Consider the following 25,192-nt stretch of genomic DNA (forward strand, 5'->3'; position numbering starts at 1 on the left):
GGGAGGGCGGGGCGGGGGGAGACCGTAGGGTTGGGGCATGTCCACGGCCCGGGAGACCGTCCACGCCACGCTCAAGGAGCGCATCATCGAGGGTGACCTGCACCCCGGGCAGCGTCTCATCGAGCGGGACCTGGCCGCCGAGCTTGAGGTGTCCAGGGTGCCGGTGCGGGAGGCGCTCGGGCGGCTGGAGGCGGAGCGTCTGGTGGTGCTGGTGCCGCGGCAAGGGGTGCTGGTCAGCCCGTTCACCCCCCAGGACGTGGCGGACTTCTTCGACGTGCGGGAGAGCCTGGAGGTGCTGGCGGCCCGGCTCGCGGCTCAGCGGGCCGACGGGAACGGGCTGGCGGCGCTGCGGGCCGTACTGGATCAGGCGGACGAGGCCACCCGGCGCGGGGACGCGCGGGCGATCGCGCTGGCCAACGCCGCGTTCCACACCGCGGTGGTGGCACTGTCGGGCAACGCGCTCCTGGCCGACATGATGCGCCCGCTGGAGGCCAGGCTGCGGTGGTTGTTCCGGCTCACGCACCATGATCCGGAACAGCAGTGCGCCGAGCACCACGAACTGTATGAGGCCATCGCGGCCCACGACCCTGACGCCGCCGCTGGCCAGGTGCTGCGGCACATCCACGCGGGCCGCGCCCGTTCGGTCGAGCTGGCCGCCACCTGGACCGCGGTCGATCCGGTGGCCGCCACCCGGACGCGGCGCCGCCGTACCTGATCAGTAGCCCGCGCCGGTGGTGAGCCCGCCGTCGACGGTGAACTCGCTGCCCGTGCAGTACGACGCCTTGTCCGAGGCCAGGAAGGCCACCAGGTGCGACACTTCCACGGGCTTGGCGAAACGCTTGATGACCATGGACTTCACGAAGGAATCGGCGTCCACCTCGTTCATCATGTCCGGGTCCAACGCCATGGGCGTGTTGATCGCCCCCGGATGGACGGAGTTGACGCGAATCTTGTACGGCGCGAGCTCCCTGGCCGCCGATTTCGTCACTCCCCGGATGGCGAATTTCGAGGCCGCGTAGGCGGAAAGCCCGGCCGCTCCGATAAAGCCCTCGATCGAGGAGATGTTGACGATCGCCCCCCGCCCGGCGGCCCGCATCGGCTCGATGACGGTTTTGACGCCCAGCCAGGTCCCTTTGAGATTGACGTCGACCACCCGGTCGAACTCCTCCGGCGCCATGTCGGCGATCCGCCGGAACTTGAGAATTCCCGCATTGTTGACCAGCACGTCCAGCTTCCCGTAGGCCTCCACGGCGGCGTCGGCGGCGCGCGCCCATTCCTCCGGCCTGGTCACGTCGTGCCGGACGTAAACCGCCCCGGTCTCCTCCGCGAGCGCCTTTCCCTCGTCGTCGAGCACGTCCCCGAACACCACCCGCGCGCCCTCCTCGAGAAACAGGCGCACATGTGAGGCGCCCATTCCCCGGGCGCCGCCGGTGATCAGCGCCACTTTCCCGTCAAGCAGTCCCATGACGCCCTCCAGCCGCGACGGCCACGGCCGCCGCCTCCATCGACCGATAAACCGGAATCCCCGCCACGGCGACGATCCGCCTGACCTCTTCTTCGACCCCGCCGGGCGCGCATTCCGCGTTCCGCACGACCAAAGTCACCCGCGCCCGCACGTCCTCCTGCGCCGCCGCCAAAGCCCGCGCGTATTCCAGCAGGGGCTCCGCCCGCGTGCCGTAGGTGAAAAAGCTCTGCGCGTTCACATGCGCGACCACGTCCCGGTACGGCTGCCACCGCACGATCGCCCCCACCACCTCACGCACCAGTTCGGCCCGCCCGCGCGGCCCCACCGGAATCTCCAGCGGATTGGCCAGCGAACTGCCGACCCCGACCCCGAGCCCGCGCAGTTCGCCCGTGGCGTCCTCGGCCAGCGGATCCAGTCGCAGCCCCGCCCGATCGAGCACGTCCGCCGCCAGCACGCTCGCCCCGCCACTGGGCCCCACGACCAGCACCCCGCCCGCGTCACCGAACGGCAGGCGGCGCGCGTGCGACTGGAAGTAGGACAGCACGCCGATCAGGTCGTCCTGACTGGCGACGAGCGTGGTGCCGGTCTGGTCGGCGAGGGCCTGCCAGACGCGTCCGTCGCCGACCAGGCCGCCGGTGTGGGAGGCGGCGGCGCGCCGCCCCTGGGCGCTGCGCCCGCCCACCAGCATGACCAGGGGCTTCCGGCAACCGGCCACCGCCTCGAAGAGGGCACGCCCGTCGCGGGGATCCTCCAGGTACAGGCCCACGGCCGTGGTCTCCGGATCGGCCGACAGCCAGCGAAGAAGCTCGGCGGGGGTGACGTCGGCCGCGTTGCCCACCGTGGCCACGCGGCTGAACCGCAGCCCCCGCCGCTCGCCGACCTTGATCACCTCTCCGGCCAGCCCGCCGCTCTGCGAGACCAGCGCGATGCCGCCGGGCTCGCCCAGCCCGCCGCCCACGAACGTCTGGCGGCCCCGGGGGCTGTAGACCCCCATGCAGTTCGGGCCGAGCAGCCGCGTCCCGGCCGCGCGGGCCGCCGACACCAGTTCCGCCTCCAGGTCGTGCTCGCCGATCTCGCCGAAGCCGCCGCTCATCACCTGCACGTACGGCACGCGGCCCGCCTGCCGTACCACGTCGGGGCATCGGGCGGCGGGCACGGCCACGAGGGCGTAGTCGACGTCGGCGGCGTCCAGCGACAACACGGCGGGCACTCCGGCGATCTCACCGGCCGTCGGGTGGACGGCCACGACGGGTGTCCCGGCGGCCTTGTAGAACTCCAGGAACATGTTCCCGAAGTTCGGCCGGGTGGTGGAGGCGCCGACCACGGCGACCGCCCTGGGCTCGAACAGCGGCAGAAGGTCGGGTACGGGGCGCCTTTGAGCGGCCTCGTGCACGCCGGGGATGTAGCGGGCGTCCACGGCTACGGCGCCGTCGGCCGTGGCGATGACCGGGTTGAGCTCGAACTCGCCCAGGTTCAGGCGTTCCCAGAGTCCGCCTGCTCCGCCCATCGCCAGCAGGATCTTGACCACTGCATCCACGTCCACCGGGTCCGCGCCGCGGTAGCCGTACAGGAGAGGCGCTCCGCGCAGGGAGGCCAGCATCTGGCGCGCGTCGGTCTCCGTGATCGGGCACAGGCGCAGGGCGGTGTCGCGGAGGGCCTCGGTGAAGACGCCGCCCAGGCCGGTCAGCAGGACCGGGCCGAACCCGGGATCGTGGACGAGGCCGGCGATCAGCTCGATGCCGGGCGCGGACTGTTCCTCGACGAGGTAGGCGTCGAGGCCGGCCCGCGCGGCCATGGCGGTCGCTTCGCCGGGCAGGTCGGCGTGGGCGAGGCCGAGGCGGACCGCGCCGACGTCGGACTTGTGGAGCGGGCCGACGCCCTTGAGGACCAGGGGCGCCGTCAGGCCGGCGGCGGCGGAGAAGTCGCCGTCCCGCACCACGACGCCCCGCGGCACCGCGATCCCGGCCGTCGCCAGCAAAGCCTTGGCCTCAGGCTCGGTGAACGAAGGAGAGGGTTGCGAAGGGTCGGGCAGTGCCGGGTCAGGCTGGGTCACCGTGCTCCACCAGGTGTCCGTAGGTCTCGCGGATCTCGCGGCGCAGCAGCTTGCCGGGCCCGCCGGAGGCGTCCTGGAAGTGCGGCAGCGCGTCGGCGACCACGATCGTGTCCGGCCGCTGGTGCGGCGCGAGCGTGTCGGCCAGGGCGAGCGCGATCTTCGCCGGGTCCAGCGAATGCCCGGCCCGTGGCACGACCGCCAGCAGGACGCGCTGCTCGGAGGCCCCTTCCGGAACGCCGACCGCCCCGGCCTCCGCCACCCCGTCGAGCGCGGCGGCCGCCTCCTCGACGGTGGCGGGCTGGGTCCACCGGCCCGACTTCAGGATCGCGTCCTCGCGCCGCCCGAGCACCCGCAGCACGCCTTCGGGAGAGAGGGAGCCGAGGTCGCCGCCCACGTACCAGTCGCCGCGCAGCACGTCGGCGGTCTGACCGGGCTCGCCGTCGTAGCCCGCCATGCGGTGCGGCCCGGCCAGGTTGATCTCGCCGGTCTGCCCGACGAGCCGCTCGCCGGACGGGCCGGTGATCCGTACGGCGTTGCCGGTGCGGGCACGCCCGGAGTCGCCGAGCGGGGTGGAGCCGTCGTCGACGCGGCCCATGCAGGTGTACGGGGCCTCGGTCTGGCCGTAGTAGGAGTAGACCCCGGCCTCCGGGAGGCGTTCCTTGATCTTCTGGAGCATGGGCGCGGTCAGCGGCTCGCCGCCCAGCATGATCACGCGCAGGGAGGACAGGTCGACGCCGGCGTGGTCGTCGCCGCCGAGCAGCGCCGCGTAGAAGGAGGGGATCTGGGAGACGTGGGTGACCTTCTCGCGGGGGACGACCTTGAGGAAGTTGGCCGGGCCCCAGTCCTGTTCGAGGACGAGGCGCATCCCGGCGTACAGGGCCGGGCCGACGATCGCGGGGAAGCCGATGCCCCAGATGATCGCGCCGGTGCCGAAGACGGAGTCGTCGGCGCGCGGGACGTCGAGCCAGATCTGGGCGGTGGCCAGCGACGAGGCGTGCGTGTGGACGACCGCCTTGGGCAGGCCGGTGGTGCCCGAGGTGTAGTAGAGCGCGAGCGGGTCGTCGTAGTGGCCGCCGAGCGGGGGCTCGCTCTCGTCCTCGTGCTGAAGGGCGGCCGCGCTGATCCAGGTGGTGACGGCGGGCAGGCCGGGGCGGATCCGCTCGACGACCTCCTCGACGGTGGAGTCGTAGACGAAGGCGGTGCAGCCGGAGCGCTCGACGACGGCCTGGAGGGTCTCGACGGGCCAGTACGGGTTGAGCGCGGCGGTGATCGCGCCGATCTTGGCCTGGGCGAGATAGACCTCGGCCACCTGGAGCGTCTCGTTGAGCAGCGCCGCGACCCTCTGGCCAGGCTCGATGCCGGCGGCGAGCAGGGCGTGGGCGCGGCGGTTGACGATCCGGTTCAGCTGGTCGTAGGTGAAGCTCTGCTCGCCGCAGTAGGTGAGCGCGACCCGGTCGGGGGTGCGCAGCGCGCCGGCGGTCAGGATCGCGTGGCCGTAGTTTCCGTAGGGTGATCGCGCCATGGGGAGGCCTCCGGTTCAGAGGGACGTGTACAGCACGAAGACGTTGCCCGAGGGGTCGCGCAGGACCGCCCTGATCTCGTGGGGACCGGCCGCGGGCGGCGCGAGGACGGTCGCGCCGCGGGCTTCCAGATCCCGTACGGCCCGCCGTACGTCATCGACCTTGTAGGACGGCGCGCAGGCGTCGGTGACGTGCTCGGCCGGAGCGGCGAGTGCCAGCGTGACCCCGCCGCCGTCGAGGGCGGCGAAGCGGTCGCCGTCGCGGAACTTGACCGGCAGCCCGTAGAAGGCGATCGCCTCGTCGAGGTCCTTGACGGGGATGAACACGTTGCCGAGCTTCACGCTGGCCTCCACTGGGGTAGGTCGTCGACGAGGGTCATCCGGACGGGCATCCCGACGCGCACTCTGCCGGGCGGACAGTCGATCACCTGGCCGAACGCGCGGGTCCCGTCGGGCAGATCAACCCAGGCCAGCACGTACGGCTCGCGCCCCCGGAACTCGGGCACGAACGAGCGGTACACCACGGTGAACGTGCAGACGGTGGCATGCTTCATCGCTTGCCAAGCTAGCGCACGCTTGGTTAGTCAACAAGAGCCTCGGAAACCGGCGGCGGGGAAGAAGACTCCGGGGAAGAAGGCTCCGAGGGAGGAGCGGAAGGAGGCGAGGCGGCGCCGCGCGAGGGCGAGGAGGACGACGGCGAGGCCGACGGGCAGGCCGGGCCGTCCATGGCGACCTCGCTCACCTGCGGTCCGTTGGCGGCGGCGGGCGTCGTCAGGACCACCACGCCGAAGTACGCGCGCTCACCGCAGCCCACGTCACCGAGGTCGCGGGTGAAGCCCGAGGTGTAGGAGGTCTGCCCGCTGAGCGTGGTCGTCTCCCTGTGCACGACGCGGGAGCTCCCGCCGTCCTCGCGCCGCGTGTAGGAGACCGTCAGGCGTACCGGCCCGGCTCCGGAGGCCGCGACCCGCACCGCTCCGGCCGACCCGCTCCAGCCCATGATGCTCGCCGACCGCACGGAGGTGCCCGGCAGCCCACGGCCGGTCGGCGTGGGCGCCGGTGCGGACGTCGGCGCCGGCGGAGGCGTGGACGCGGGCGGGGTGGATACGGGCGGGGTGGACGCGGGCGGGTTGGGCGGCGGCGCGTCGGTCGGCACGCCGGGCGGGCTGACGCCGCGAGTGGCGGTGCGCGCCGGCCGGCCGGTCGGCGAGGTCTTCGGGGAGGCCGGGGAAATGGAGCGCGAGGGGGCGGGCTTCCTGGCGGAGGTCGCGGGACTCTGCGCCACCCCCTGCGGGGCCTCGTCCGGGGGGACGAGCAGCATGCCGGGGCCGGGCGGCAGCCGTCCGCCCGACAGCATGAGCCCGATCAGGACCGCGGCCACGGCTCCGCCCGCCACCCACAGGTGCGGGGGCAGCCGGGGCAGGCTCACCTTGCGGCGCTCGCGGCGCGCCTCCGGGGCGCCCGACGGGGCGGCGTCGGCGTCCGGCTTGGCCAGCGGGAAGCGCAGCGCCAGCAGCGTGGCCAGCTCGGCCAGGTGGCGGCGGCCCCGCTGCTCCCAGCCGGGGCCGTATCCGGCGACCGCGTCCTCCTCCAGCTCCGCCGCGAACTGCCGGGCGGAGGCGTAGCGCACCGCCGGGTCCTTGGCCAGCCCGCGCCGCAGCAGGTCCCGCAGCGTGTCGGGGACGACCTCCACCGGCACCGGCTCCACCAGGTGCTTGTCGCGCAGGGCCGCGATGTCGTCGGCCCGGAACGGCGGCCGCCCCTTCACGCACTCGAACAGCACGCAGGCCGCGGCGTACAGGTCGGCGGGGATGCCGGCCGTACCGTGGGTCCAGAGCTCCGGCGACATGTACGGCGGGCTGCCCGCGGGCACGCCGGGCTCCTCGGCGTGCACCACGACGCCGAAGTCGGCCAGCTTGGCGGCGCCGTCGGCCTGCACGAGGACGTTCTCCGGCTTGACGTCCCGGTGCGCCACGCCCTTCTCGTGGGCCGCTGCCAGCCCCAGCAGCGTGCCCTTGAGCAGCACGAGCGCCGCCTCGGGGCTGGTGCGGCCGTGCTCGGTCAGCAGCGTGCGCAGCGAGACGCCGTCGACCACCTCCATGACCACGGCGGCCCTGGTGGCGGTCTCCACGTACTCGTAGAACGTGACCACGTTCGGATCGTCGATCTCGACGAGCCGGGGGGACTCCGCGCGGAAGCGGGCCATGAACTCGTCGTCCCTGCGCAGGGTGGCGTTGAGGTACTTGATCGCCACATAGGCGCCGGTGGCCTGGTAGGTGGCGAGGAACACACGGCCGGTGCGGCCGGCGCCGAGCTGGCGAACTTCGCGGTAACCAGGGACCAAAGCGAACCCCCATAACACAGCCGTCTCCGGTTCGACGGTCTCACCCACGGTTCCGGTTGTCACGCGACGCGATATTTCGCCCTCCGTTATTGGGGTATGACGCTGCGTAATGAGAACGCACAAGCCAGATGTCCCGTTGTTCGCGATCGCCGTGGTTCTGCTGCTCGGCGTCGTGATCTGGGGCGCCGTCAACGCCGCGTCGCTGAACGCCGTCGGCGCGAGCGCCCTGGGCTGGGTCCTGACCAACTGCGGCTGGGTGTTCGTGGTGGCCGCCGACTTCTTCCTGGTGCTCGCGCTCGTGCTCGCCGCCAGCCGCTATGGCAAGGTACGGCTCGGCCGCGACGACGACACCCCCGAGTTCACCACGCTGGCCTGGATGGCGATGATGTTCGCCGCCGGCATGGGCATCGGCCTCATGTTCTACGGCGTCGCCGAGCCGCTCACCCACTACTTCAAGCCGCCGCCCGGCATCGGCGTCCAGACGGGCACCGCGGACGCCGCGCGCACGGCCATGGAGTACACGCTGTTCCACTGGACGCTGCACCCCTGGGCCATCTACGCGATCACCGGTCTCGCGCTGGCGTACTCGACCTTCCGCAAGGGGCGGGGCAACCAGTTCAGCGCCGCGTTCGAGCCGCTGTTCGGCCGGCGCAAGGGCATCGGCCGGGTCCTGGACCTGCTGGCCATCCTCGCCACCGTCTTCGGCACCGCCACCAGCCTCGGACTCGGCGCCCTCCAGGTGGAGTACGGGCTCAACGAGCTCTTCGACTTCAGCGGCCGGCGCGCCGAGGTGATCATCATCATCGTGCTGACCCTGTGCTTCGTGATCTCGGCGGCGACCGGGGTGCACGGCGGCGTGCAGTGGCTCAGCACCGTCAACGTGTACCTGGCGCTGGTGCTGGCCCTCGTCATCTTCGTCTTCGGCCCCACGGTCGCCATCCTCGACCTGGTGCCCGCCTCGATCGGCGGCTACCTGTCCGACCTCATCGCCATGTCCACGCGGACCGGGGCGTTCACCAGCAAGGAGTGGCTGGGCGCCTGGACGATCTTCTACTGGGCGTGGTGGCTGTCGTGGGCGCCGTTCGTCGGCGCGTTCATCGCCCGCATCTCGCGCGGGCGCACGATCCGCGAGTTCATCGTCGGCGTCATGCTGGTGCCGAGCGCGGTCAGTGTCATCTGGTTCTGCGTGAGCGGCGGCAGCGCGCTGACCATGCAGCGCGCCGGGACCGCCGACTTCGCCCCCGCCATCGCGAAGGGTTCGGAGGCCGCGCTGTTCGCCCTGCTGAACAACCTGCCGCTGGCCGCCGTCACCACCGTCGTGGCCGTGGTGCTCATCGCCCTCTACTTCGTCAGCGGCGCCGACTCGGCCTCGCTCGTGCTCGGCTCGCTCTCCACCCGCGGCTCCCTGCACCCGCCGCGCACCCTGGTGATCGTGTGGGGCGTGCTGATCGGGGCGGTGGCGGTGGTCCTGCTGATCTCCGGCGGCCTGACCGGGCTGCAGCAGGCCACGATCATCATCGCGCTGCCGTTCGTGGTGGTGATGATGCTGATGTGCGTCGCGCTGGTGAAGGAACTGCGGGTGGATCCGGGCGCGGGACCTTTGCCGGTGCGGGGGCATCCCTATGGGCTGTGGGTGGCGATCAAGCGCGTGGTGGGCGACGAGGACGCCCCGTCCTCCCAACTGCCGCGCGACTGACCTTCCTCCGTGCGACCGGCCTGCTTCCGCGCGACTGACCTTCCTTCGCCCGACTGGCCTTCTTCCCTGCGGCTGACCTTCCTCCGCCCGGCCGGCCTTCCTCACGCGGGTGATGTTAGGCTCCTTGGCAAGCAAGCGCTTGGCTGGAGGTCTGGATGGGCGGAACGGCTGTGCTGGTGATGGAGATGCAGCGCGGTGTCATCGGCGATCTCACGAAATTTCCGGAACTGGTCGCCGCCTGCGACAAACACGACGTCGTCGCCAACACCACGGCCGTCTTGAACGCCGCGCGGGCCGCCGGGATGCCCGTCATCCACTGCACCGCCGCCTTCCGCCCCGACCGGGCCGGCTCGCACACCGACAACTGCCCGTTCATCGCCGGGCTGCTCCGCGATCCCGGGCACATGCTGGAGGGCACCGCGGCCGTGGAGGTCCTCGACGGCCTGATGGCCCCCGGCGACCTGGAGAACCGGCGCCACCACGGCTTCTCGCCGTTCACCGGCACCTCGCTCGACATGACGCTGCGCTCCCTCGGCGTCACTACCGTCGTGGCTACAGGGGTGTCGCTCAACCTCGGCATCCCCGGCCTGGCCCTGGAGGCGGTCAACCTCGGCTACCGCGTGAGCGTGGTCAAGGACGCGGTGGCAGGGGTGCCGGACGACTATGCGGCAGCCGTACTGAAGCACACACTGGGACTGCTGGCCACGCGCGTGAGTGCCGCGGACCTCGTCGCGGCGTGGGGCGGTGCTCCTGAGCGGAAGAGGTGAGGGAGATGGAAGGACTGCGGCTGGACGGACGGCGGGCGGTGGTGACCGGCGGGGCCGGGGCCATCGGAGCCGCCATCTGCGCGGATCTCGTGTCGCTCGGCGCGCACGTGGTCGTGGCCGACGTCCAGCAGGAGACGGCGGACAAGGTGGCGGCCGAACTGGCGCACACGTTCCCCTGGGTCGTGGACTCCGGGGGGACCGCCTGGACGGAGGGGCCGGGACGGGCGGAGGCGCGCCGGGTGGACCTGGCCGACGCCGGTTCCGTCGGCGAGTTCTGCGCTGAGGTGGGGGCGGTGGACATCCTCGTGCACAACGCGGGGGTGTCGATCGTGGAGCCGTTCGTCGACAGCGATCCTGCCGCCTGGGACCTCATGTGGCTGGTCAACCTGCGCGCCCCCATGCTGCTCACCAAGCTGCTGCTGCCGGGGATGCTCGAACGGGAGTGGGGGCGGCTGGTGTTCGTCTCGTCGGACGGCGCGCGGGCCGGTTCCGGCGGGGAGGGCGCGTACGCGGCTACCAAGGCGGGCCTGTTCGGACTGGCCAAGACGCTGGCCAGGGAGGCGGCGCGGGGCAACGTCACCTCCAACGTGGTCTGTCCCGGGCCGACGGACACCCCGATGCTGCGCCGGGTGGCGGAGGAGAAGCCCGGCCTGGTCGAGAAGATCGCCAAGAGCATCCCGCTCCGCCGCCTCGGCGAACCGGCCGACGTGGCCGGGCTGGTCGCCTACCTGTGTACCGATCGGGCCGCCTACGTCACCGGGCAGACGCTCTCGGTGAGCGGCGGCATCACCATGCATTGAACCCGTCAAAGGCAGGCGTAGACGGCCTCGGCCAGCCGGTACGCGCGCAGGTTGCCCGTCACGCTGCCGGCCAGGCGGTTCATGACGTAGGCCAGGGCCAGTCCGCGGGCCGGGTCGCCGAGGCCGAGGGAGCCGCCCAGGCCGCCGTGGCCGAACGCCTCCACCGCCTTGGGCGGGGTGAGGAAGGTCGTCGAGGGGCGGGAGAAGCCGAGGCCGAAGGAGCTGTCCAAGAGCAGCACCCGGTCCGGTCCCTCCACGCGGCGGCGCAGCGCGTCCTTCAGGCGGTCCAGAGGGAGGAGGTCGCCGGCGATCAGGGTCCGGTAGAAGCCGGCCAGGGCCTTGGCGGTGGTGACCACGCCCGCCGCCGGCCAGCCGGCGCGCAGGACGACGGGGTGGTTGGCGCCGCCCTTGAGCAGGTTCATGCCGGGGTTGCCGAGCGCGCGGTTCATGAGGCTGTCCGGGTCCAGGGCCGCCTGGGCCGCCGGGGTGTCGGGGGGCATCGCGGTGGCGGGAGCCGTACCGGATGGGGGCCGGGTGGTGAGGCGGGCGGCGCGGTCGATCACGTCGTCCGGGGCGCCCACCCAGAGGTCCAGGGCGTGCGGGCCGGCGATCTCCGAGGCCACCAGGGAGCCGATCGAACGGCCGCTCACGCGGCGTACCACCTCGCCGACCAGGAAACCGTAGGTCAGCGCGTGGTAGCCGTGGGCGGTGCCGGGCCGCCAGAGGGGCCGCTGGCGGGCGAGGCGGCCGGCGATGGCGGGCAGGTCATCGAACGACTCCACGGGGACCGGGTCCTCGATCACCGGCAGGCCCGCCTGGTGCGTGAGCAGGTGCTCCACGGTCGTCTCCGGCGTGGCGAACTCCGGCCAGAAGCGGGTGACGGGCGCGGTGACGTCGTCGACCACGCTCAGCGCGACGGCGGCGGTCAGCGCCTTCGTGCAGGAGTAGGCGAAGACGGGTGTGTCCGCCTCCCACGCGCGGCCCGTGTGGCGGTCGGCGGCGCCGCCCCACAGGTCCACGACGAGTTCGCCGTCCAGATAGACGGCGAAGGCCGCCCCAAGTTCCTCGCCGTCGGCGAACTGCCGCTCGAACACCTCGCGCACCCGCGAGAACCGGGGATCGCAGTGCATCAGACCTCCGCATGAAAGGAAGCGCTTACTTGGTTTCCGAGCCTAACAACTGGGGCCGCTTCGGCCCAGACGATCAGCGCGGCACTCTCAACCTCCTGAACGGCCCCGCCGTCCTGAGCGCGCTGCGCGCCGCCGTCACCGGCCAGGTGGTCAGCCTGGCCGCCCCGATCGGACGCCGCGGGCCCCACCTGCGCGGCAGGCCGCTGCCGCAGCACTACATGTCCATCGACGGCGCCGACTTCGCCGCGGGCGCCCGGCCGGTCGGCGCGGGCCTGCGCATGGCGGACGATGCGCTGATCGTCTCCGCGCACGGCACCACCACCCACATGGACGCGCTGTGCCACATGTGGTCGGGCGAGGAACTGTACAACGGGCACCCGGCCGCCGAGGTCCGCTCCTACGGGGCCAAGAAGTGCGGGATCGACCAGGTGGGCGGCGTGGTGGCGAAGGGCGTGCTCTTCGACGTGCCGCGTCACCTGGGGGTGGAGCACCTTCCCGCCGGGCACCGGATCACGCCCGGGGAACTGGCCGCCGTCGCCGACGTCTCGCCCGGTGACGTGGCGGTGATCCGTACCGGGTGGCCGTTGGTGTGGGGGCGCTCGCCCGAGGAGTACTGGTCGGGGCAGCCCGGCCTGTCCGCCGATGCGGGGCGGTGGCTGGCCGCGCGCGACGTGGCCGTCGTGGCCTGCGACAACGCGGCGATCGGCGGGCTGAACGAACGTCAGCTCGCCGACGAGGAACTAGAGGACGATCTCCACCTGATCCTTCTGCACCGCCACGGCATCCATCTCGTCGAGATGTTGTGGCTGGAGGAGCTCGCGGCGGCCGGCCGTACCGACTTCGTCTTCGTGGCGGCGCCGCTGCGGCTGGAGGGCGGCACCGCGAGCCCGCTCAACCCGCTCGCGATCCTCTAGGACCAGGTCACGGGGATGCTGACCGCGCCGAACACCACCGCGTCCGTCCGCAGCACGACCTGCTCGGAGGGTACGGCCAGCCGGAGCGCCGGCCGGCGCGCGAACAGCTCCCGGTAGGCCACGGCCATCTCCATCCGGGCGAGGTTGTGGCCGAGGCACAGGTGGGCGCCGTGGCCGAAGCCGAGGTTCTCGCGCGCCTCGGGGCGGGCGAGGTCGAGACGTTCGGGGCCGGTGAACACCTCGGGGTCGCGGTTGGCGGCGGGCAGGCTGACGGTCACCGTCTCGCCCGCCCGGACCATGACGCCGTCGAGCTCCACGTCCTCCAGCGCGACCCGGTTGGGCGCGCCCAGGTGCAGGATCGACAGGTAGCGCAGCAGTTCCTCGACGGCCGAGTCCATCAGCTCCGGATCGGCGGCCAGCGCGGCGAGCTGGCCGGGATGCTCCATCAGCGCGAGCACGCCGAGCGAGATCATGTGCGCGGTCGTCTCGTGCCCGGCGGTCAGCAGGCCGAGGCCGATGTTGGCGAGCTCCTCGTGGGTGAGGCCGCTGCCGTTCTCGATCAGCTCGGCCAGGACGCCCTCCGCCGGCCCGCGCTCGACCAGCCCGCGGATGTAGCCGGTCAGCCGGATCATGGCGGCCTGGGCGGACTCCGGCTCGTAGGCGGCGACGATCGCGGTCTCGGCCTCGAAGAACTCGTGGTCGGCGTACGGCACGCCGAGGATCTCGCAGATGACCCGGGACGGAAGCGGCATCGCGTAGTCGCGGACCAGGTCGGCCGGGTCGTCCATGGCGTCCAGGAGCTCGCGGGCGATCTCGGTGACCCGGGGTTCGAGCTTCCTGAGGTTGCGGGCGGTGAACCAGGTGTGCAGGTGGCGCCGGTACCGGGTGTGCTCGGGCGCGTCCATGGCGGAGAACCAGCCGGGCGCGGCCGGCTCGCGGGGCCCGTTGACCCGCACGGGCCGGAACATCGGGCGCCGCAGTTCCTGCCGGGCGCTGAAACGCGGGTCGGCCAGCACCTGCCTGACCGTGGCGTGCCGGGTGACCAGCCAGCCGGGGTGGCCGTCGTAGGACGCCACGCGGGTGATGGGCAGCTCGGGGCGGTTCGTGAAGGTTTTCGGGAATTCCATAATTTCGAGAGTAGACTCCGATTTCAAAGTTGACCACCATTTTGTAGGAGACGTCGCGGAGCGGCAGAATGGGGATCATGAGCGGGCTGCGCGAGCGCAAGAAAGCCAGGACGAAGGCCTTGATCCAGAAGGAGGCGCTACGCCTGTTCCGCGAGCAGGGGTACGCGGCCACCACGATCGAGCAGGTCGCCGAGGCCGCCGAGGTCGCGCCCAGCACGGTCTTCCGCTACTTCGCCACCAAGGAAGACCTGGTGCTGCTCGACCAGTTCCCGCCGTTCGTGCAGGCGCTGGACGCGCTGCCCGGCGACCTGCACCCGGTCGAGGCCATGCGTCAGGCCATGCGGGCCATCTTCGCCGCGCAGAGCGAGGAGGAGGTCGCCGAAGGGCTCGAACGCGAGAAGCTCATGCTGACCGTGCCCGAGCTGTGGACGGCGAGCCTGGAGAACGTCAGCGGGGCGATCGGCACCATCCAGGAGATGCTGGCGCGCCGCTCCGGCCGTCCGGCCGGCGATCCGGAGACGCGCAACATCACCGGCGCGATCGTCGGCGTCGTCGTGAGCGTCTGGTTCGACTGGGCCAAGGACCCGGACATGGACGGCCCGGCCGAGATCGACCGGGCACTGGCCCACCTCGCCGCCGGTCTCCCGCTGGACTACACGCCGGGGTAGTTGCCGCCGCCGTAGCGCTCGTCGAGGGCGTCGTAGTCGGGTGTGAATCCCTTCTTCGGGATCTCCTCGGCGAAGACCACCTCGCGCGGCTTCTTGTAGCTCGCCAGGGTGGTCCTGACGTGCTCGATCAGGTCCTCCGCCGTGGCCGTCTGCCCGGACCTGGCCACCACGACCGCCTTGACGGCCTGGTGCCAGCGCTCGTCGGGCACCCCGACGACGGCGGCGTCGGCCACGGCGGGGTGCGTCTTGAGCGCCCGCTCGACCTCGGCGGGGTAGATGTTCTCGGCGCCCGACTTGATCATCCGGAGCTTGGGGCCGACGAAGGTGATGGTGCCGTCGGGTTCGCGCCGGCCCAGGTCGCCGGTGTGGTGCCAGCCGTACACCGACTTGGCGGCATTTAGCTCCGGCCGGGCGAAATATCCGGAAAAGAGGCTCTTGCCGCGGGCGCAGATCTCGCCCACCTCACCCGGCGGCAGCTCCGTACCGTCGGGGGCCAGAATGCGGACCTGGACCATCGGCGAGGGGCGGCCCGCGAAACCCGCCGCGCCCGGCGCCAGGCCCAGGAAGGTCAGCATGCCGCCCACCTCCGTCTGCCCGTACCCGCCCATCTTGGAGCGGCACCACGGCGAGTCGTCCACGGTGGTCATCTCGTCCCACTCGGCCGAGTGGGAGATGAAGCGCAGCGAGGACAGGTCGTACTTGCCGCCCGCGTTGGCCGCCGCCACGGCGTCGATCATCTGCCCGAACAGGAACGCCTGCGTGACCTTCTCCGCGTCTACCAGCCGGCACAGCTCCTCGGCGTCGAACGCCGGCATGAGCACGTTCGTGCCCCCGATCTGCAACGTGGCCAGGCAGAACATCATCGTGCCCACGTGGAACAGCGGCCCGTTGTCCAGGAAGGTGAAGCCGGGCTCCATCTGGCGGACCACGAGCAGGGAGGCGCTGTGCGCCACCAGCGCGGCGCTGCTCAGCAACGCGGCGTTCGGCCGTCCGTCGAACGCGGCCGTGTACAGGGCCAGCACCGGCACGGTGTCCTCGACCGGCGGGAAATCGTGCGCTTCCCCCGAGGCCAGGAACTCCTCGTACTCCTCGCCCGCCCGCACCCACGACGCGGGCGTGTCGACCTCGGCCAGGCCGGAGCCGGGCACCAGGGCGGCGGTGGTGTCGGAGTGCTCCCACACCACGACCTTCGGCGAGAGGTCGGACAGGACGAAGCGCAGTTCGCCGGCCGACTGCCGCCAGTTGGCCGGGCAGAAGACGGCGCCCAGGCGGGAGCAGGCCAGCAGCAGTTCCAGGATGGCGTGCGAGTTCTGTCCCAGCCACAGCACCCGGTCCCCCGCCGCCACCCCGCGCCCGGCCAGGGCGCCGGCCAGCCGGGACACCCGCGCGTCCAGGTGAGGGTAGGTCAGGCGCAGTTCGCCGTCGACCACCGCGGTGGTCCCGGGACGGCTGCGCGCGTGCTCGGACAGGACGTCGGAGAGGGTCAGGTTGTGGATCATCGCGCCTCCTGGTGGGGGGTGAGGCTTCATGAAATATCAGCGGAAGGCGGGCATGACCTCGGTGGCGAAGAACCGCATCACCTGCTTCATCTCCTCCAGCGGCAACGGCCGGGTGCTGCCGAAGTCGCACAGCAGGTTCGAGAAGCCGGCGTCGCGCAGCAGCGTGATCTGCTCGATCACCCGGGCCGGGTCGCCGATCACCTCCAGCTGCTCCCAGCGGAAGTCGTTGGAGACCTCGCCGCCCTTGAGGTAGCGGTCCTGGTAGTACTCGAAGCCCTGGGCGGCCTTGCCGGTCCTGGGGTCGATCGGCGCGCTCTTCTCGTTGAAGATGCGTGAGCGGTCGAAGGCGGCCTCGAAGCGGGCCTGGTCCGCGCGGGCCCGCTCGACCGTCGGCGCGACGTAGACGCTGCGCGCCACCACCAGGTCGGCGTCCCCGGCGTGGCCCGCCTGGCGGGCGGTCTCGCGCCAGCGCTCGGCCGCGCTCGCGACCTTCCTGAACGTCGCGGCGGGGTCGGCCAGGATGGGCAGCCCGCGCTCGGCGTACATGGTGACGGTCTCGGGGGAGACGGCGGCCACGTGGATCGGCGGGTGCGGGCTCTGCAACGGGCGCGGGGTGAGCGTGACCTCGGCCCCGGTCTTGTAGAACTTGCCCTCGTGCCGGAACTCGGCGGAGGTCCAGAGGCCGAGCACGACCTCCAGCGCCTCGTTGAAGCGGTCGCGCGCCTCGGCCAGGTCGATGCCGAAGCCCTCGAACTCGAAGCTCTGGTAGCCGCGCCCGATGCCCAGGTCGAGCCGGCCGCCGGAGAGCACGTCCACGAGCGCGGCCTCCTCGGCCACGTGGATCGGGTTGTGCAGGGGCAGCACGACGATGCCGGTGCCGAGCCTGATCCGCGTGGTGCGGGCGGCGGCGTGGGCCAGCAGCGTGAACAGGTTCGGCACGACGCCGTAGTCGCGGAAGTGGTGCTCGGCCAGCCGTACCCCGTCGAAGCCCAGTTCTTCGGCCAGTTCGATGAGCTCCAGGTGGTAGTCGTAGACGTCCTTGAAGCTCTGGCCGTCGAACCGGTGGAAAAGGTGGAAGGTCGAGAACCTCATGCGTCAGCCCCTCACGGTGAACCAAGCGCTCGCTTGGGTAGCGTATCAGGAGCTATAGGATCACGCCATGCGAATCGCCGCCGCCCAGGCCCGCTGCCCCTGGCTCGACCCCCAGGCCGGCACGACCAAGGTCCTCGACGTTCTCAAGCAGGCGCGCGCCGGTGAAATCGAGCTGGTCGCCTTCCCCGAGACGTTCCTGTCCGGCTATCCGTTCTGGGTGGACAAGACCAACGGCGCGCAGTTCGGCAACGCCGACCAGAAGCAGGCCTACGCCTACTACCTGGACGCCGCCGTCGAGCTGAACGGGCCCGAGCTGGCCACGATCACGGAGGCCGTGCGCGACCTCGGCGTCTTCACCTACCTCGGCATCACCGAGCGGTCCGTCGGCACCGTCTACTGCACGCTGGTCGCCATCTCGCCCGACCACGGCGTCGTCTCCGCCCATCGCAAGCTCATGCCCACCTTCGAGGAACGCCTCGTGTGGGGCATCGGCGACGGACACGGCCTGCGCGCCCACGCGTACAAGGACATCAGGGTCAGCGGCCTCAACTGCTGGGAGAACTGGATGCCCACCGCCCGGCAGGCCCTCTACGCCCAGGGCATCGACCTGCACGTCTCCGTCTGGCCCGGATCCACGAGCCTGACCAAGGACATCACCCGCTTCGTCGCCCGCGAGGGCCGCGTCTACTCGCTGGCCGCCGGCGCCCTGTTCTCCTATGCAGACGTGCCCGCCGACTTCCCGTTCCACGAGGCGCTGAAGGACCTCGGCTCGCGCGCCGACGGCGGCTCGGCCATCGCCGGACCCGACGGCGAGTGGATCGTCGAGCCGGTCTCCGGCGAGGAACGCCTGGTCGTCGCCGACATCGACCCCGCCGTCGTGCGCGGCGAACGCCAGGCTTTCGACCCGGCCGGCCACTACAACCGGCCGGACGTCCTGCGCCTGGAGGTGAACCGCCGCCGCCTCGGCGCCGCCGACTTCACCGAGTGACGCCATGAGCCTGGAACTACGCCACCTGCGGACCGTCTGCGCCATCGCCGACGCGGGCAGCCTGACCAAGGCCGCCGCCGCGCTCGGCACCTCGCAGCCCGCGCTCACCGCGCAGCTCCAGCGCATCGAGCGGGCGCTCGGCGGCCAGCTGTTCGCGCGCGGCAGGCAGGGCGTGGTGCCCACCGCGCTCGGCGAGTACGTGCTGGAGCGCTCGCGGCTGCTGCTCATGGGCATGGACGAGCTCGTCCGCGGCGCCGCCGCACACCCCCAAGGAGAGGTACGGCTGGGCGGCGTCGCCGGCCCGATCCTGCCCGGCCTCATCGAACGGCTGGGCGACCAGGTCAGCTCCTTCACCGACGACTCGCCCCGGCTGCTGTGCGACCTGGTCGCCGCCGGACGCCTGGACGCCGCGGTCGTGGCCGACTACCGCGAGCACGAGCTGCGCCCGCCGACCCCGCTGCGCTGCGAGGTGATCGCCGAGGAGCCGGTCTTCATCGCGCTGCCGGAGCGGCACCGGCTGGCCGTACGCGAGGAGATCGACCTCGCCGAGCTGGCGGGGGAGTCGTTCGTGCTGGCGCCGCCGGACGGCGGCGGCTGGCCCGAGTGCTTCCTGCTGGCCTGTGTACGCGCCGGGTTCGCGCCGCGTACCCCGCACAAGGCCTCGGACGGCTGGGTGATCAGGGAGATGGTCACCGCGGGCGGCGCGGTCGCGCCCTGCCGCGCCACGTTCGCCGAAAGCCCCGGGCTGGTGATCAGGCCGCTGGCCGGGACGCCGCTCACGATGCGCCACCTGCTCGTGTGGCATCCGGACGGCGCGGTGGCCGAGCGGTCAGGCGAGGTACGGCGGCTGGCCGCGGAGATCTTCGCGGCACATGCCCGGGAACGGCCGAGATACGTGGGCTGGCTAGGGTTGCGGGGTGAGAGTGACGATGCCCGGCCTGACCGCCGTCGACCATGAGTTCACCGTTCCGCTCGACCACGACGACCCGGGCGGCCCCGCCATCCAGGTCTTCGCCCGCGAGATCGCCGACCCGCCCAAGGCCGGCGACGACCTGCCGTGGGCGGTGTTCCTGCAGGGCGGCCCCGGCGGAAAGTCCCCCCGCCTGTTCGGCAAGGCCCACTTCCGCCACATCCTGAAGACCCACCGCGTGCTCCTGCTCGACCAGCGCGGAACCGGCAGGAGCACCCCCGCCCAGCCCGCCGGCGCCGATTACTACCGCCACTTCCGCGCCGACTCGATCGTGCGCGACTGCGAGCACATCAGGAAGGCGCTCGGCGTCGAACGGTGGGAGACCTGGGGCCAGAGCTACGGCGGCTTCCTCACCATGACGTACCTGTCGCTGGCCCCCGAGGGCCTCAAGGCCTGTCATATCACCGGCGGCCTGCCCGGCCTCACCGCCACCGCCGACGACGTCTACGCCCGCACCTACCCGAGGGTCGTGGAGAAGACCGCCGCGTACTACCGGCGCTACCCCGAGGACGCCGCCGTGGTCGAGCGCGTCGCGCACCACCTGCTGGCCAACGAGGTCGTGCTGCCCGACGGCGACGTGCTCACCCACCGCCGCTTCCAGATGCTCGGCATGCAGTTCGGCATGAGCGACGGATTCGAGAGCGTGCACTGGCTGCTGGACGAGGCGTGGGCGGGCGACCGCCTGTCGGACACCTTCCTCTACGGCGTCATGGCCGCGACCGGCTTCATCGGCGCCCCCCTGTACGCCCTCATGCACGAGCCCTGCTACGCCCAGGGCGCCGCCACCGACTGGTCGGCGGAACGGCTGCGCCCCAAGGAGCTCGACGAGCCCGGCACGTTCACCGGCGAGATGACCTACCCGTGGATGTTCGACGAGATCCGCGCCCTGCGCCCCTACCGGGAAGCCGCGCACGCGCTGGCCGCCGACGCCACCCTGGGCCCGCTCTACGACCCGGACCGCCTGGCCGGCAACCAGGTGCCGGTGGCCGCGGTGGTCTACCACGACGACATGTACGTGGACGCTCGGCTGTCGCTGGAGACCGCGGCCCACGTGGGCAACGTCCGCACCTGGGTGACCAACGAGTACGAGCACAACGGCTTCCGCGCCGACGGCGAGAAGATCTCCGCTCGGCTCATGGACATGATCTCGGGACAGGCATAACGCCCGCATAACCGGATGGGGTAACGGGCGGGTTAGGCGGTGATCGATGGAATCGCCGCACTATGCAGACGTCAGTCATCGATCGCCCGGTCGCCGGACCGGCGCCCGTATCCCGTTCTCGTCCCGCGCGCCTGCTGTGGTCGCTGGCCGGCGGCTGGCTCGCCCACCTGCTGCTGCGGCTGTGGTTGTTCCGCTACCACGCGGGGCCCGTGGCCAACCCCGACGAGATCGGCTACCTGCTGGCCGCCCGCTGGCTGGCCGGCGGGCCCGGCGGCGACTACTCCGGCAGCACCTTCTACCAGGGCGGCTACCCGCTGCTGCTGGCGCCCCTCTCCTGGCTGAGCACCGACCCGGCCACCGTCTACCGGCTGGTGTCGGGGCTCGGGGCGGTGGTCTCCGCCTCGGCGTTCCCGCTGGCGTACCTGGTGCTGCGGCGGCTGGCGCTCGGGCGGCGGGCGGCGCTGACACTGGCGTTCGTGGCCGGGCTGGCGCCGTCGCTGCTGGTGTTCTCCGGGCTGGCGCTGGTGGACGCGGTGCTGCCGACGCTGGTGCTGGGCTGGCTGGTCGCCCTCCACGACCTGGTGACCCGCCGGAGCGTGGTGCCCGGGGTGGTGGCGGGGGCGCTGTCCGGGCTCGCTCTGGCCATGCACATGCGCGGCGCGATCCTGTTCGGGGTATTCGTGGTGTGTGTGCTGAGCGTGCTGGCCTGGCGGCGGGTGCCGCGGCGGGCCGGGCTCTGGGCGCTGGGGGCCGCCGCGGCCGCCGGGGGCGCGGGGATGCTGGTCAACGCCCGGCTCAAGGCCGCCCTGTATCCCGGCGGCGCCAAGGACCTGTCCGGGCTGGCGCTGGAGCGGATGACCAGCCTGGAGGGGCAGGCGCGGTCGCTGGCCGGGGCGGCCGGGCAGATCTGGTACCTGGTCACGGCCACCTGGGGCATGGCCGGGGTCGGCATCGTGGCGGCGCTGGTGGTGCTGGTGCGCAGGGGCTCGCCGTACCGTGTGGCGGCGGGGGTGGCGCTGGCGCTCACCCTGGGGATCGCGTACGCGTCGTCGGCGGCCCTGCCCGACGAGCACCGGGTCGGCAACTACGCCTATGGGCGCTACCTGGCCTGCGTGGCGGTGGCGTGGACGCTCGTGGGGCTGGCGGCGCTGCTGCGCTCACGGCGGCGGGCGGCCCTGGCGGGCGCGTCGGCGGCGGCGGGGCTGCTGGCGCTGTCCGGCGGGCTGGCCGCCTGGTACGCGGGCGACCGGCTGACCCGCTACCACTACATCGCCTTCGACTTCCCCGAGACCGCCTTCCTCAGCGGTGTACGCGACCGGTTCGACCCGGTGGGCGCCTCGCTCGCGGCGCTCGTCCTGCTGGCCGCGATCACCGCCGCGGCACTGGTCCCCACAAAGGGGCTGATCCGGGAGAAGGAGCAGGTCCGTGAGAAGGGGGTGACTCACACGAGGACGGCGGGCGCGCTCGTGCTGGCCTTCGCGCTGGCCGTGCCCAACGTGGCCTTCGCGGCTGACCTCGCGCCCAAGTCGGCACCGGCGGCCGGGAACGACGGCCTGCCCCGGCTCACGCACGGCCGCGTCGGCCTCGACACCCGGGTGAAGTGGAACATCTGGGTGCATCTGATCCACCGGGTGCACTGGACCGCGGTCGAACGCGTCAGACCGGCCGAGGGCCCTCTGCCCGAGGGCCTGTGCACGGTCGTGGCCGCGCCGGAGGCGGGCGCGCCCCCGGCGGGCTGGAAGGTCACCGCCCGAGGCCAGGGCTGGGTCACCTGGACCGCATGCTGAGACGGCCTGCTGAGGTGGTCATGCCTGGGTCTGGACGGTCTCTCTGAGCGGCAGCCGTACCTCGAACCAGGTGTCTCCCGGCACCGACCGGCACTTGAGTTCGCCCCCGTGCCGCCCCGCCACGATCCGGTAGGAGATGTCCAGCCCGAGGCCGGTGCCCTGCCCGACGGTCTTCGTGGTGAAGAACGGCTCGAAGATGCGATCCCTTATGGCCTCGGCCACGCCGGGGCCGGTGTCGCCGATCTCGATGATGGCCTCGTCCTCGTCGTGGGCCGTCCTTATCGTGAGCGTGCCCTCCTCGCCCATGGAGTCCAGGGCGTTGTGGATCAGGTTGGTCCACACCTGGTTGAGCTCGCCGGCGTAGGCGGGGATCGTCGGCAGCGTGCGGTCGTAGTCGGTGACCACGGTGATCCCCGGGCCGATCTTGCCGCGGAAGATCGTGACCGTGCTGTCCAGCAGGTCGTGCACGTCGACCATCTGGAACGGCGCGCGGTCCATCTGCGAGTACTGCTTGGCCGAGGCCAGCAGCTTGGTGATGCGCTCGGTGGCCTCGGTCACCTCGTTGAGCATCTGCGAGATCTCGACCGCCTCGGCCAGCCAGCGCAGCGCGCCGGGCACGTGCTCGCGGCCCACCTTCTGTGTGATCTTGTCCAGGTTCATCTGGTCGAAGCCCGCGTTGACCAGCGCGGGCGCCAGGTCCCACGCGTCGCTCACGCCGATGGCCTCCAGCGCCTCGCCCAGCTCGTCCTCGGCGTCGGAGATCTCCAGCGGGCTGCGGGGCGGAAGCCGGCCTACGGCGCTCGCGCACGCGTCCTGCATCTCGATCATGTGCCGGAGCTTGCTCGGCGGTATCCCGTCCTCGGCCAGCTGCGCGAGCTGCATGCGGGAGTCCTTGATCAGCTGGCGCAGCTCGCCCACCGCCCGCACCGCCGCGGCGGAGGGGTTGTTCAGCTCGTGGGTCAGGCCCGCGGTGATCGTGCCCAGGGCGGTCAGCCGCTGACGCCGGTCGATGACCTCCCGCTGCATCCTGCCGCCGGACAGCACGCCGTCGAGCAGGTGCATCGCCATCGGGAACCACTCGGTCACGATGTGCGCGAACTTCTTGCCCGGCAGGATGAACATCCGCGTCGGCGCCGTCGCGCGCAGCGTGTGCTGGTAGGTGCCGGGCGCCCGGTCGGCCAGGTAGGCGGAGGTGGCGCCGCCGTACACACCGGGCTGGGAGGTGCGGGGCATGGCGACCGTGCCCGCGCTGAGGGTCTCCTGGATCATCTGGATCTCACCGGAGATCAGCACCGCGAAGCACTCGGCCGGCTCGCCCTGCGTGACGATGTTCTCCTCGGCGGCGAACTCCACCACCTTGCCGCTCATCGCCAGCTTGGTGAGCTGCCCGTCGGTGAGCTTCTCGAACAGGAAGAGCTTGCGCAGTTCGTCTATGTCGATGGGCCCGTGGCCGCTGTCGACGACCGCGCACGCCACGTCCGGTTGTTCACCGTGTAGATCGGTCATTGCTTCTCCAGGTAACGGTGCACGAGCGAGACGGCCATCGCCCCCTCGCCGACGGCCGAGGCCACCCGCTTGATCGAATCGGCCCGCACGTCGCCGGCCGCGAACACCCCGGGCACATTGGTCTCCAGGAAGTACGGCTCCCGCCGCGCCGACCAGTTGCGCGGCCGCTTGCCGCCCTGCACCAGGTCGGGCCCGGTCAGCACGAATCCGCGCGCGTCCCGCTCCACGGCCTCGCCCATCCAGTCGGTGTACGGCTCGGCCCCGATGAACACGAACATCCACTGGGTGTCGATGTCGCGTTCCTCGCCCTTGGTGGAGACGGTCACCCGCTCCAGATGCCCGTCACCGTGCCCGGCCGTCACGTGCGTCTGCACGTGGACCTCGATGTTCGGGATCGCCGCGATCTGCTCGATGAGGTAGTGCGACATGGAGGCCTCCAGTCCGTCACCTCTCACCAACAAATTGACCTTGCTCGCGAATCCCGACAGGTAGACGGCGGCCTGCCCGGCCGAGTTGGCCGCGCCCACGATGCAGACCTCGCTGTCCCTGCACGAGGGGGCCTCGGTGAGGGCGGCGCCGTAGTAGACGCCCTGGCCGACGAAGTCGTCCAGGCCGGGGGCGGTCAGCCTGCGGTAGCTGACGCCGGTCGCCAGGATGACGGCGTGCGCGGCGATCTCGCCGCCGTCGTGGAAGCCGATCACCCGGGCCTGGCCGCGCGGCTCCAGGCTGGCGACCTTGCGGGCGGTGAGGATCTCGGCCCCGAACTTCAGCGCCTGGCGGCGGGCCCGGTCGGCGAGCTGCGCGCCGGAGACGCCGTCGGGGAAGCCCAGGTAGTTCTCGATCCTGGAGCTCTGCCCGGCCTGGCCGCCGGTGGCCAGCGACTCGACCAGGACGGTGTTGAGTCCCTCCGAGGCTCCGTACACGGCCGCGCCCAGCCCGGCGGGGCCGCCGCCGATGACGATCAGGTCGTAGAAGTCGGTGGCCGGCGTGGTGGACAGGCCCACGGACATGGCGAGCGTGGCCTGGTCGGGCGCCTCCAGTGTGTCGCCGGCGGCGGTGACCACCAGCGGCAGCCGGCAGTCCTCGCCGGCGGCGGCGATGAGCTGGGTCGCTTCCGGGTCGTCGGCCAGCATCCACTGGTAGGGCACCTGGTTGCGGGACAGGAAGTCACGCACCTTGTACGACCCGGACGACCACCGGTCGCCGATCACCCGCAGCTCGGCCCGCTCCTTGCGGTCGGTGCGCTGCCAGGCGTCGAGCTGGTCGTCGATGACCGGGTAGAACTTCTCCTCCGGCGGGTCCCAGGGCTTGAGCAGGTAGTGGTCGAGGTCGACCACGTTGATCGCCTGGATCGCGGCGTCGGTGTCGGCGTAGGCGGTGAGCAGGACACGCCGGGCGAAGGGGTACATGTCCATCGCGGCCTCAAGGAACTGCACGCCGTTCATCTGCGGCATCCGGTAGTCGGCGAGGATGGCCGCCACGTCGTCGCCGCGCAGCCGCATCTCCTTGACGGCGTCCATGCCCTGCTGCGCCGCCTCCGCGCGGACGATTCTGTACTGCTGGCCGTACCGGCGTCTGAGGTCGCGGGCGACTGCCCGCGACACGCCAGGGTCGTCGTCGACTGTCACGATGACCGGCTTGTCCATGCCCGTCCCTTCCCCAAGGTTCCTAAGGGAAGGATGTCATGGCTTTTCCAATGAAGAGGTAA

At 71.8% G+C, this 25,192-nt stretch carries 22 protein-coding genes; 10 read left to right on the forward strand and 12 right to left on the reverse strand.

The genetic code is table 11. The features are described from left to right. Positions 1 to 37: 37 nt before the first annotated feature. A complete protein-coding gene (locus ACIBHY_RS44745) occupies positions 38 to 715 on the forward strand; it encodes a GntR family transcriptional regulator (protein ID WP_397248081.1) in 678 nt (225 codons plus the stop codon). On the opposite strand, the gene ACIBHY_RS44750 is transcribed toward ACIBHY_RS44745, so the two are convergent. From ACIBHY_RS44750 to ACIBHY_RS44775, 6 genes are read right to left on the reverse strand one after another with little or no spacing between them, the layout of a single operon-like run. Continuing rightward, complete coding sequence (locus ACIBHY_RS44750) at positions 716 to 1,465, reverse strand: glucose 1-dehydrogenase (RefSeq protein ID WP_397248083.1); 750 nt, start codon at positions 1,463 to 1,465, stop codon at positions 716 to 718. Continuing rightward, positions 1,452 to 3,518 (reverse strand): acetate--CoA ligase family protein, encoded by a 2,067-nt coding sequence (locus tag ACIBHY_RS44755; RefSeq protein WP_397309910.1) that lies wholly within the window; start codon positions 3,516 to 3,518, stop codon positions 1,452 to 1,454. The genes ACIBHY_RS44750 and ACIBHY_RS44755 overlap by 14 nt, the downstream gene beginning before the upstream one ends. Continuing rightward, a complete protein-coding gene (locus ACIBHY_RS44760; protein ID WP_397309911.1) occupies positions 3,505 to 5,040 on the reverse strand; it encodes a class I adenylate-forming enzyme family protein in 1,536 nt (511 codons plus the stop codon). Before ACIBHY_RS44760 ends, ACIBHY_RS44755 begins: the two co-directional genes overlap by 14 nt. A gap of 15 nt (positions 5,041 to 5,055) precedes the next feature. After that, a complete protein-coding gene (locus ACIBHY_RS44765; RefSeq protein ID WP_379620627.1) occupies positions 5,056 to 5,379 on the reverse strand; it encodes a VOC family protein in 324 nt (107 codons plus the stop codon). Further along, positions 5,376 to 5,591 (reverse strand): Zn-ribbon domain-containing OB-fold protein, encoded by a 216-nt coding sequence (locus ACIBHY_RS44770; protein WP_397248089.1) that lies wholly within the window; start codon positions 5,589 to 5,591, stop codon positions 5,376 to 5,378. Before ACIBHY_RS44770 ends, ACIBHY_RS44765 begins: the two co-directional genes overlap by 4 nt. 26 nt (positions 5,592 to 5,617) lie before the next feature. Then, positions 5,618 to 7,378: a serine/threonine-protein kinase gene (locus ACIBHY_RS44775; RefSeq protein ID WP_397309912.1), complete on the reverse strand. Its 1,761-nt coding sequence runs from the start codon at positions 7,376 to 7,378 to the stop codon at positions 5,618 to 5,620. Between the two features lie 109 nt (positions 7,379 to 7,487). Between ACIBHY_RS44775 and ACIBHY_RS44780 the strand changes: the two genes are divergently transcribed. The 3 genes from ACIBHY_RS44780 (at position 7,488) to ACIBHY_RS44790 (ending at position 10,641) form a co-directional block, all read left to right on the forward strand. Further along, entirely contained in the window at positions 7,488 to 9,074 is a 1,587-nt protein-coding gene (locus ACIBHY_RS44780; RefSeq protein ID WP_397248093.1) for a BCCT family transporter, read from the forward strand. Positions 9,075 to 9,229: 155 nt separating this feature from the next. Continuing rightward, positions 9,230 to 9,841 (forward strand): isochorismatase family cysteine hydrolase, encoded by a 612-nt coding sequence (locus tag ACIBHY_RS44785; RefSeq protein ID WP_397248095.1) that lies wholly within the window; start codon positions 9,230 to 9,232, stop codon positions 9,839 to 9,841. Between the two features lie 5 nt (positions 9,842 to 9,846). Beyond that, entirely contained in the window at positions 9,847 to 10,641 is a 795-nt protein-coding gene (locus tag ACIBHY_RS44790; RefSeq protein WP_397248097.1) for an SDR family NAD(P)-dependent oxidoreductase, read from the forward strand. A 5-nt stretch (positions 10,642 to 10,646) separates the two neighbouring features. On the opposite strand, the gene ACIBHY_RS44795 is transcribed toward ACIBHY_RS44790, so the two are convergent. Continuing rightward, entirely contained in the window at positions 10,647 to 11,771 is a 1,125-nt protein-coding gene (locus tag ACIBHY_RS44795) for a serine hydrolase domain-containing protein (protein WP_397309913.1), read from the reverse strand. A 29-nt stretch (positions 11,772 to 11,800) separates the two neighbouring features. On the opposite strand from ACIBHY_RS44795, the gene ACIBHY_RS44800 reads away from it, so the two are divergent. After that, complete coding sequence (locus ACIBHY_RS44800; protein WP_397248101.1) at positions 11,801 to 12,685, forward strand: cyclase family protein; 885 nt, start codon at positions 11,801 to 11,803, stop codon at positions 12,683 to 12,685. Here ACIBHY_RS44800 and ACIBHY_RS44805 read toward each other — a convergent pair. Next, a complete protein-coding gene (locus ACIBHY_RS44805; RefSeq protein ID WP_397248103.1) occupies positions 12,682 to 13,812 on the reverse strand; it encodes a cytochrome P450 in 1,131 nt (376 codons plus the stop codon). The genes ACIBHY_RS44800 and ACIBHY_RS44805 overlap by 4 nt on opposite strands. A gap of 77 nt (positions 13,813 to 13,889) precedes the next feature. Here ACIBHY_RS44805 and ACIBHY_RS44810 point away from each other — a divergent pair, with 77 nt between their 5' ends. Beyond that, positions 13,890 to 14,480: a TetR/AcrR family transcriptional regulator gene (locus tag ACIBHY_RS44810; protein ID WP_397248105.1), complete on the forward strand. Its 591-nt coding sequence runs from the start codon at positions 13,890 to 13,892 to the stop codon at positions 14,478 to 14,480. Here the strand turns inward: ACIBHY_RS44810 and ACIBHY_RS44815 are convergent. Next, positions 14,465 to 15,979, reverse strand: coding sequence for an AMP-binding protein (locus ACIBHY_RS44815; protein ID WP_397309914.1), 1,515 nt, complete (start codon positions 15,977 to 15,979; stop codon positions 14,465 to 14,467). The genes ACIBHY_RS44810 and ACIBHY_RS44815 overlap by 16 nt on opposite strands. Positions 15,980 to 16,015: 36 nt before the next feature. Continuing rightward, positions 16,016 to 17,071 (reverse strand): LLM class flavin-dependent oxidoreductase, encoded by a 1,056-nt coding sequence (locus ACIBHY_RS44820; protein WP_397309915.1) that lies wholly within the window; start codon positions 17,069 to 17,071, stop codon positions 16,016 to 16,018. A gap of 67 nt (positions 17,072 to 17,138) precedes the next feature. On the opposite strand from ACIBHY_RS44820, the gene ACIBHY_RS44825 reads away from it, so the two are divergent. The 4 genes from ACIBHY_RS44825 (at position 17,139) to ACIBHY_RS44840 (ending at position 21,978) form a co-directional block, all read left to right on the forward strand. Continuing rightward, positions 17,139 to 18,059, forward strand: a complete 921-nt coding sequence (locus ACIBHY_RS44825; protein WP_397309916.1) for a carbon-nitrogen hydrolase family protein — start codon at positions 17,139 to 17,141, stop codon at positions 18,057 to 18,059. 4 nt (positions 18,060 to 18,063) lie between these two features. Then, positions 18,064 to 19,017 (forward strand): LysR family transcriptional regulator, encoded by a 954-nt coding sequence (locus ACIBHY_RS44830; protein WP_397309917.1) that lies wholly within the window; start codon positions 18,064 to 18,066, stop codon positions 19,015 to 19,017. Next, on the forward strand, positions 18,977 to 20,191 hold the full coding sequence (locus tag ACIBHY_RS44835; RefSeq protein ID WP_397309918.1) for an alpha/beta fold hydrolase: 1,215 nt from the start codon (positions 18,977 to 18,979) through the stop codon (positions 20,189 to 20,191). The genes ACIBHY_RS44830 and ACIBHY_RS44835 overlap by 41 nt, the downstream gene beginning before the upstream one ends. A 62-nt stretch (positions 20,192 to 20,253) precedes the next feature. Then, entirely contained in the window at positions 20,254 to 21,978 is a 1,725-nt protein-coding gene (locus ACIBHY_RS44840; protein WP_397309919.1) for a hypothetical protein, read from the forward strand. A gap of 18 nt (positions 21,979 to 21,996) precedes the next feature. Here ACIBHY_RS44840 and ACIBHY_RS44845 read toward each other — a convergent pair whose 3' ends face one another. Then, a complete protein-coding gene (locus ACIBHY_RS44845; RefSeq protein ID WP_397309920.1) occupies positions 21,997 to 23,484 on the reverse strand; it encodes an ATP-binding protein in 1,488 nt (495 codons plus the stop codon). Next, on the reverse strand, positions 23,481 to 25,130 hold the full coding sequence (locus ACIBHY_RS44850) for an FAD-dependent oxidoreductase (RefSeq protein ID WP_397248121.1): 1,650 nt from the start codon (positions 25,128 to 25,130) through the stop codon (positions 23,481 to 23,483). The genes ACIBHY_RS44845 and ACIBHY_RS44850 overlap by 4 nt, the downstream gene beginning before the upstream one ends. Positions 25,131 to 25,192 lie beyond the last annotated feature (62 nt).

The organism is Nonomuraea sp. NPDC050547 (assembly GCF_044457345.1).
GTDB lineage: Bacteria > Actinomycetota > Actinomycetes > Streptosporangiales > Streptosporangiaceae > Nonomuraea.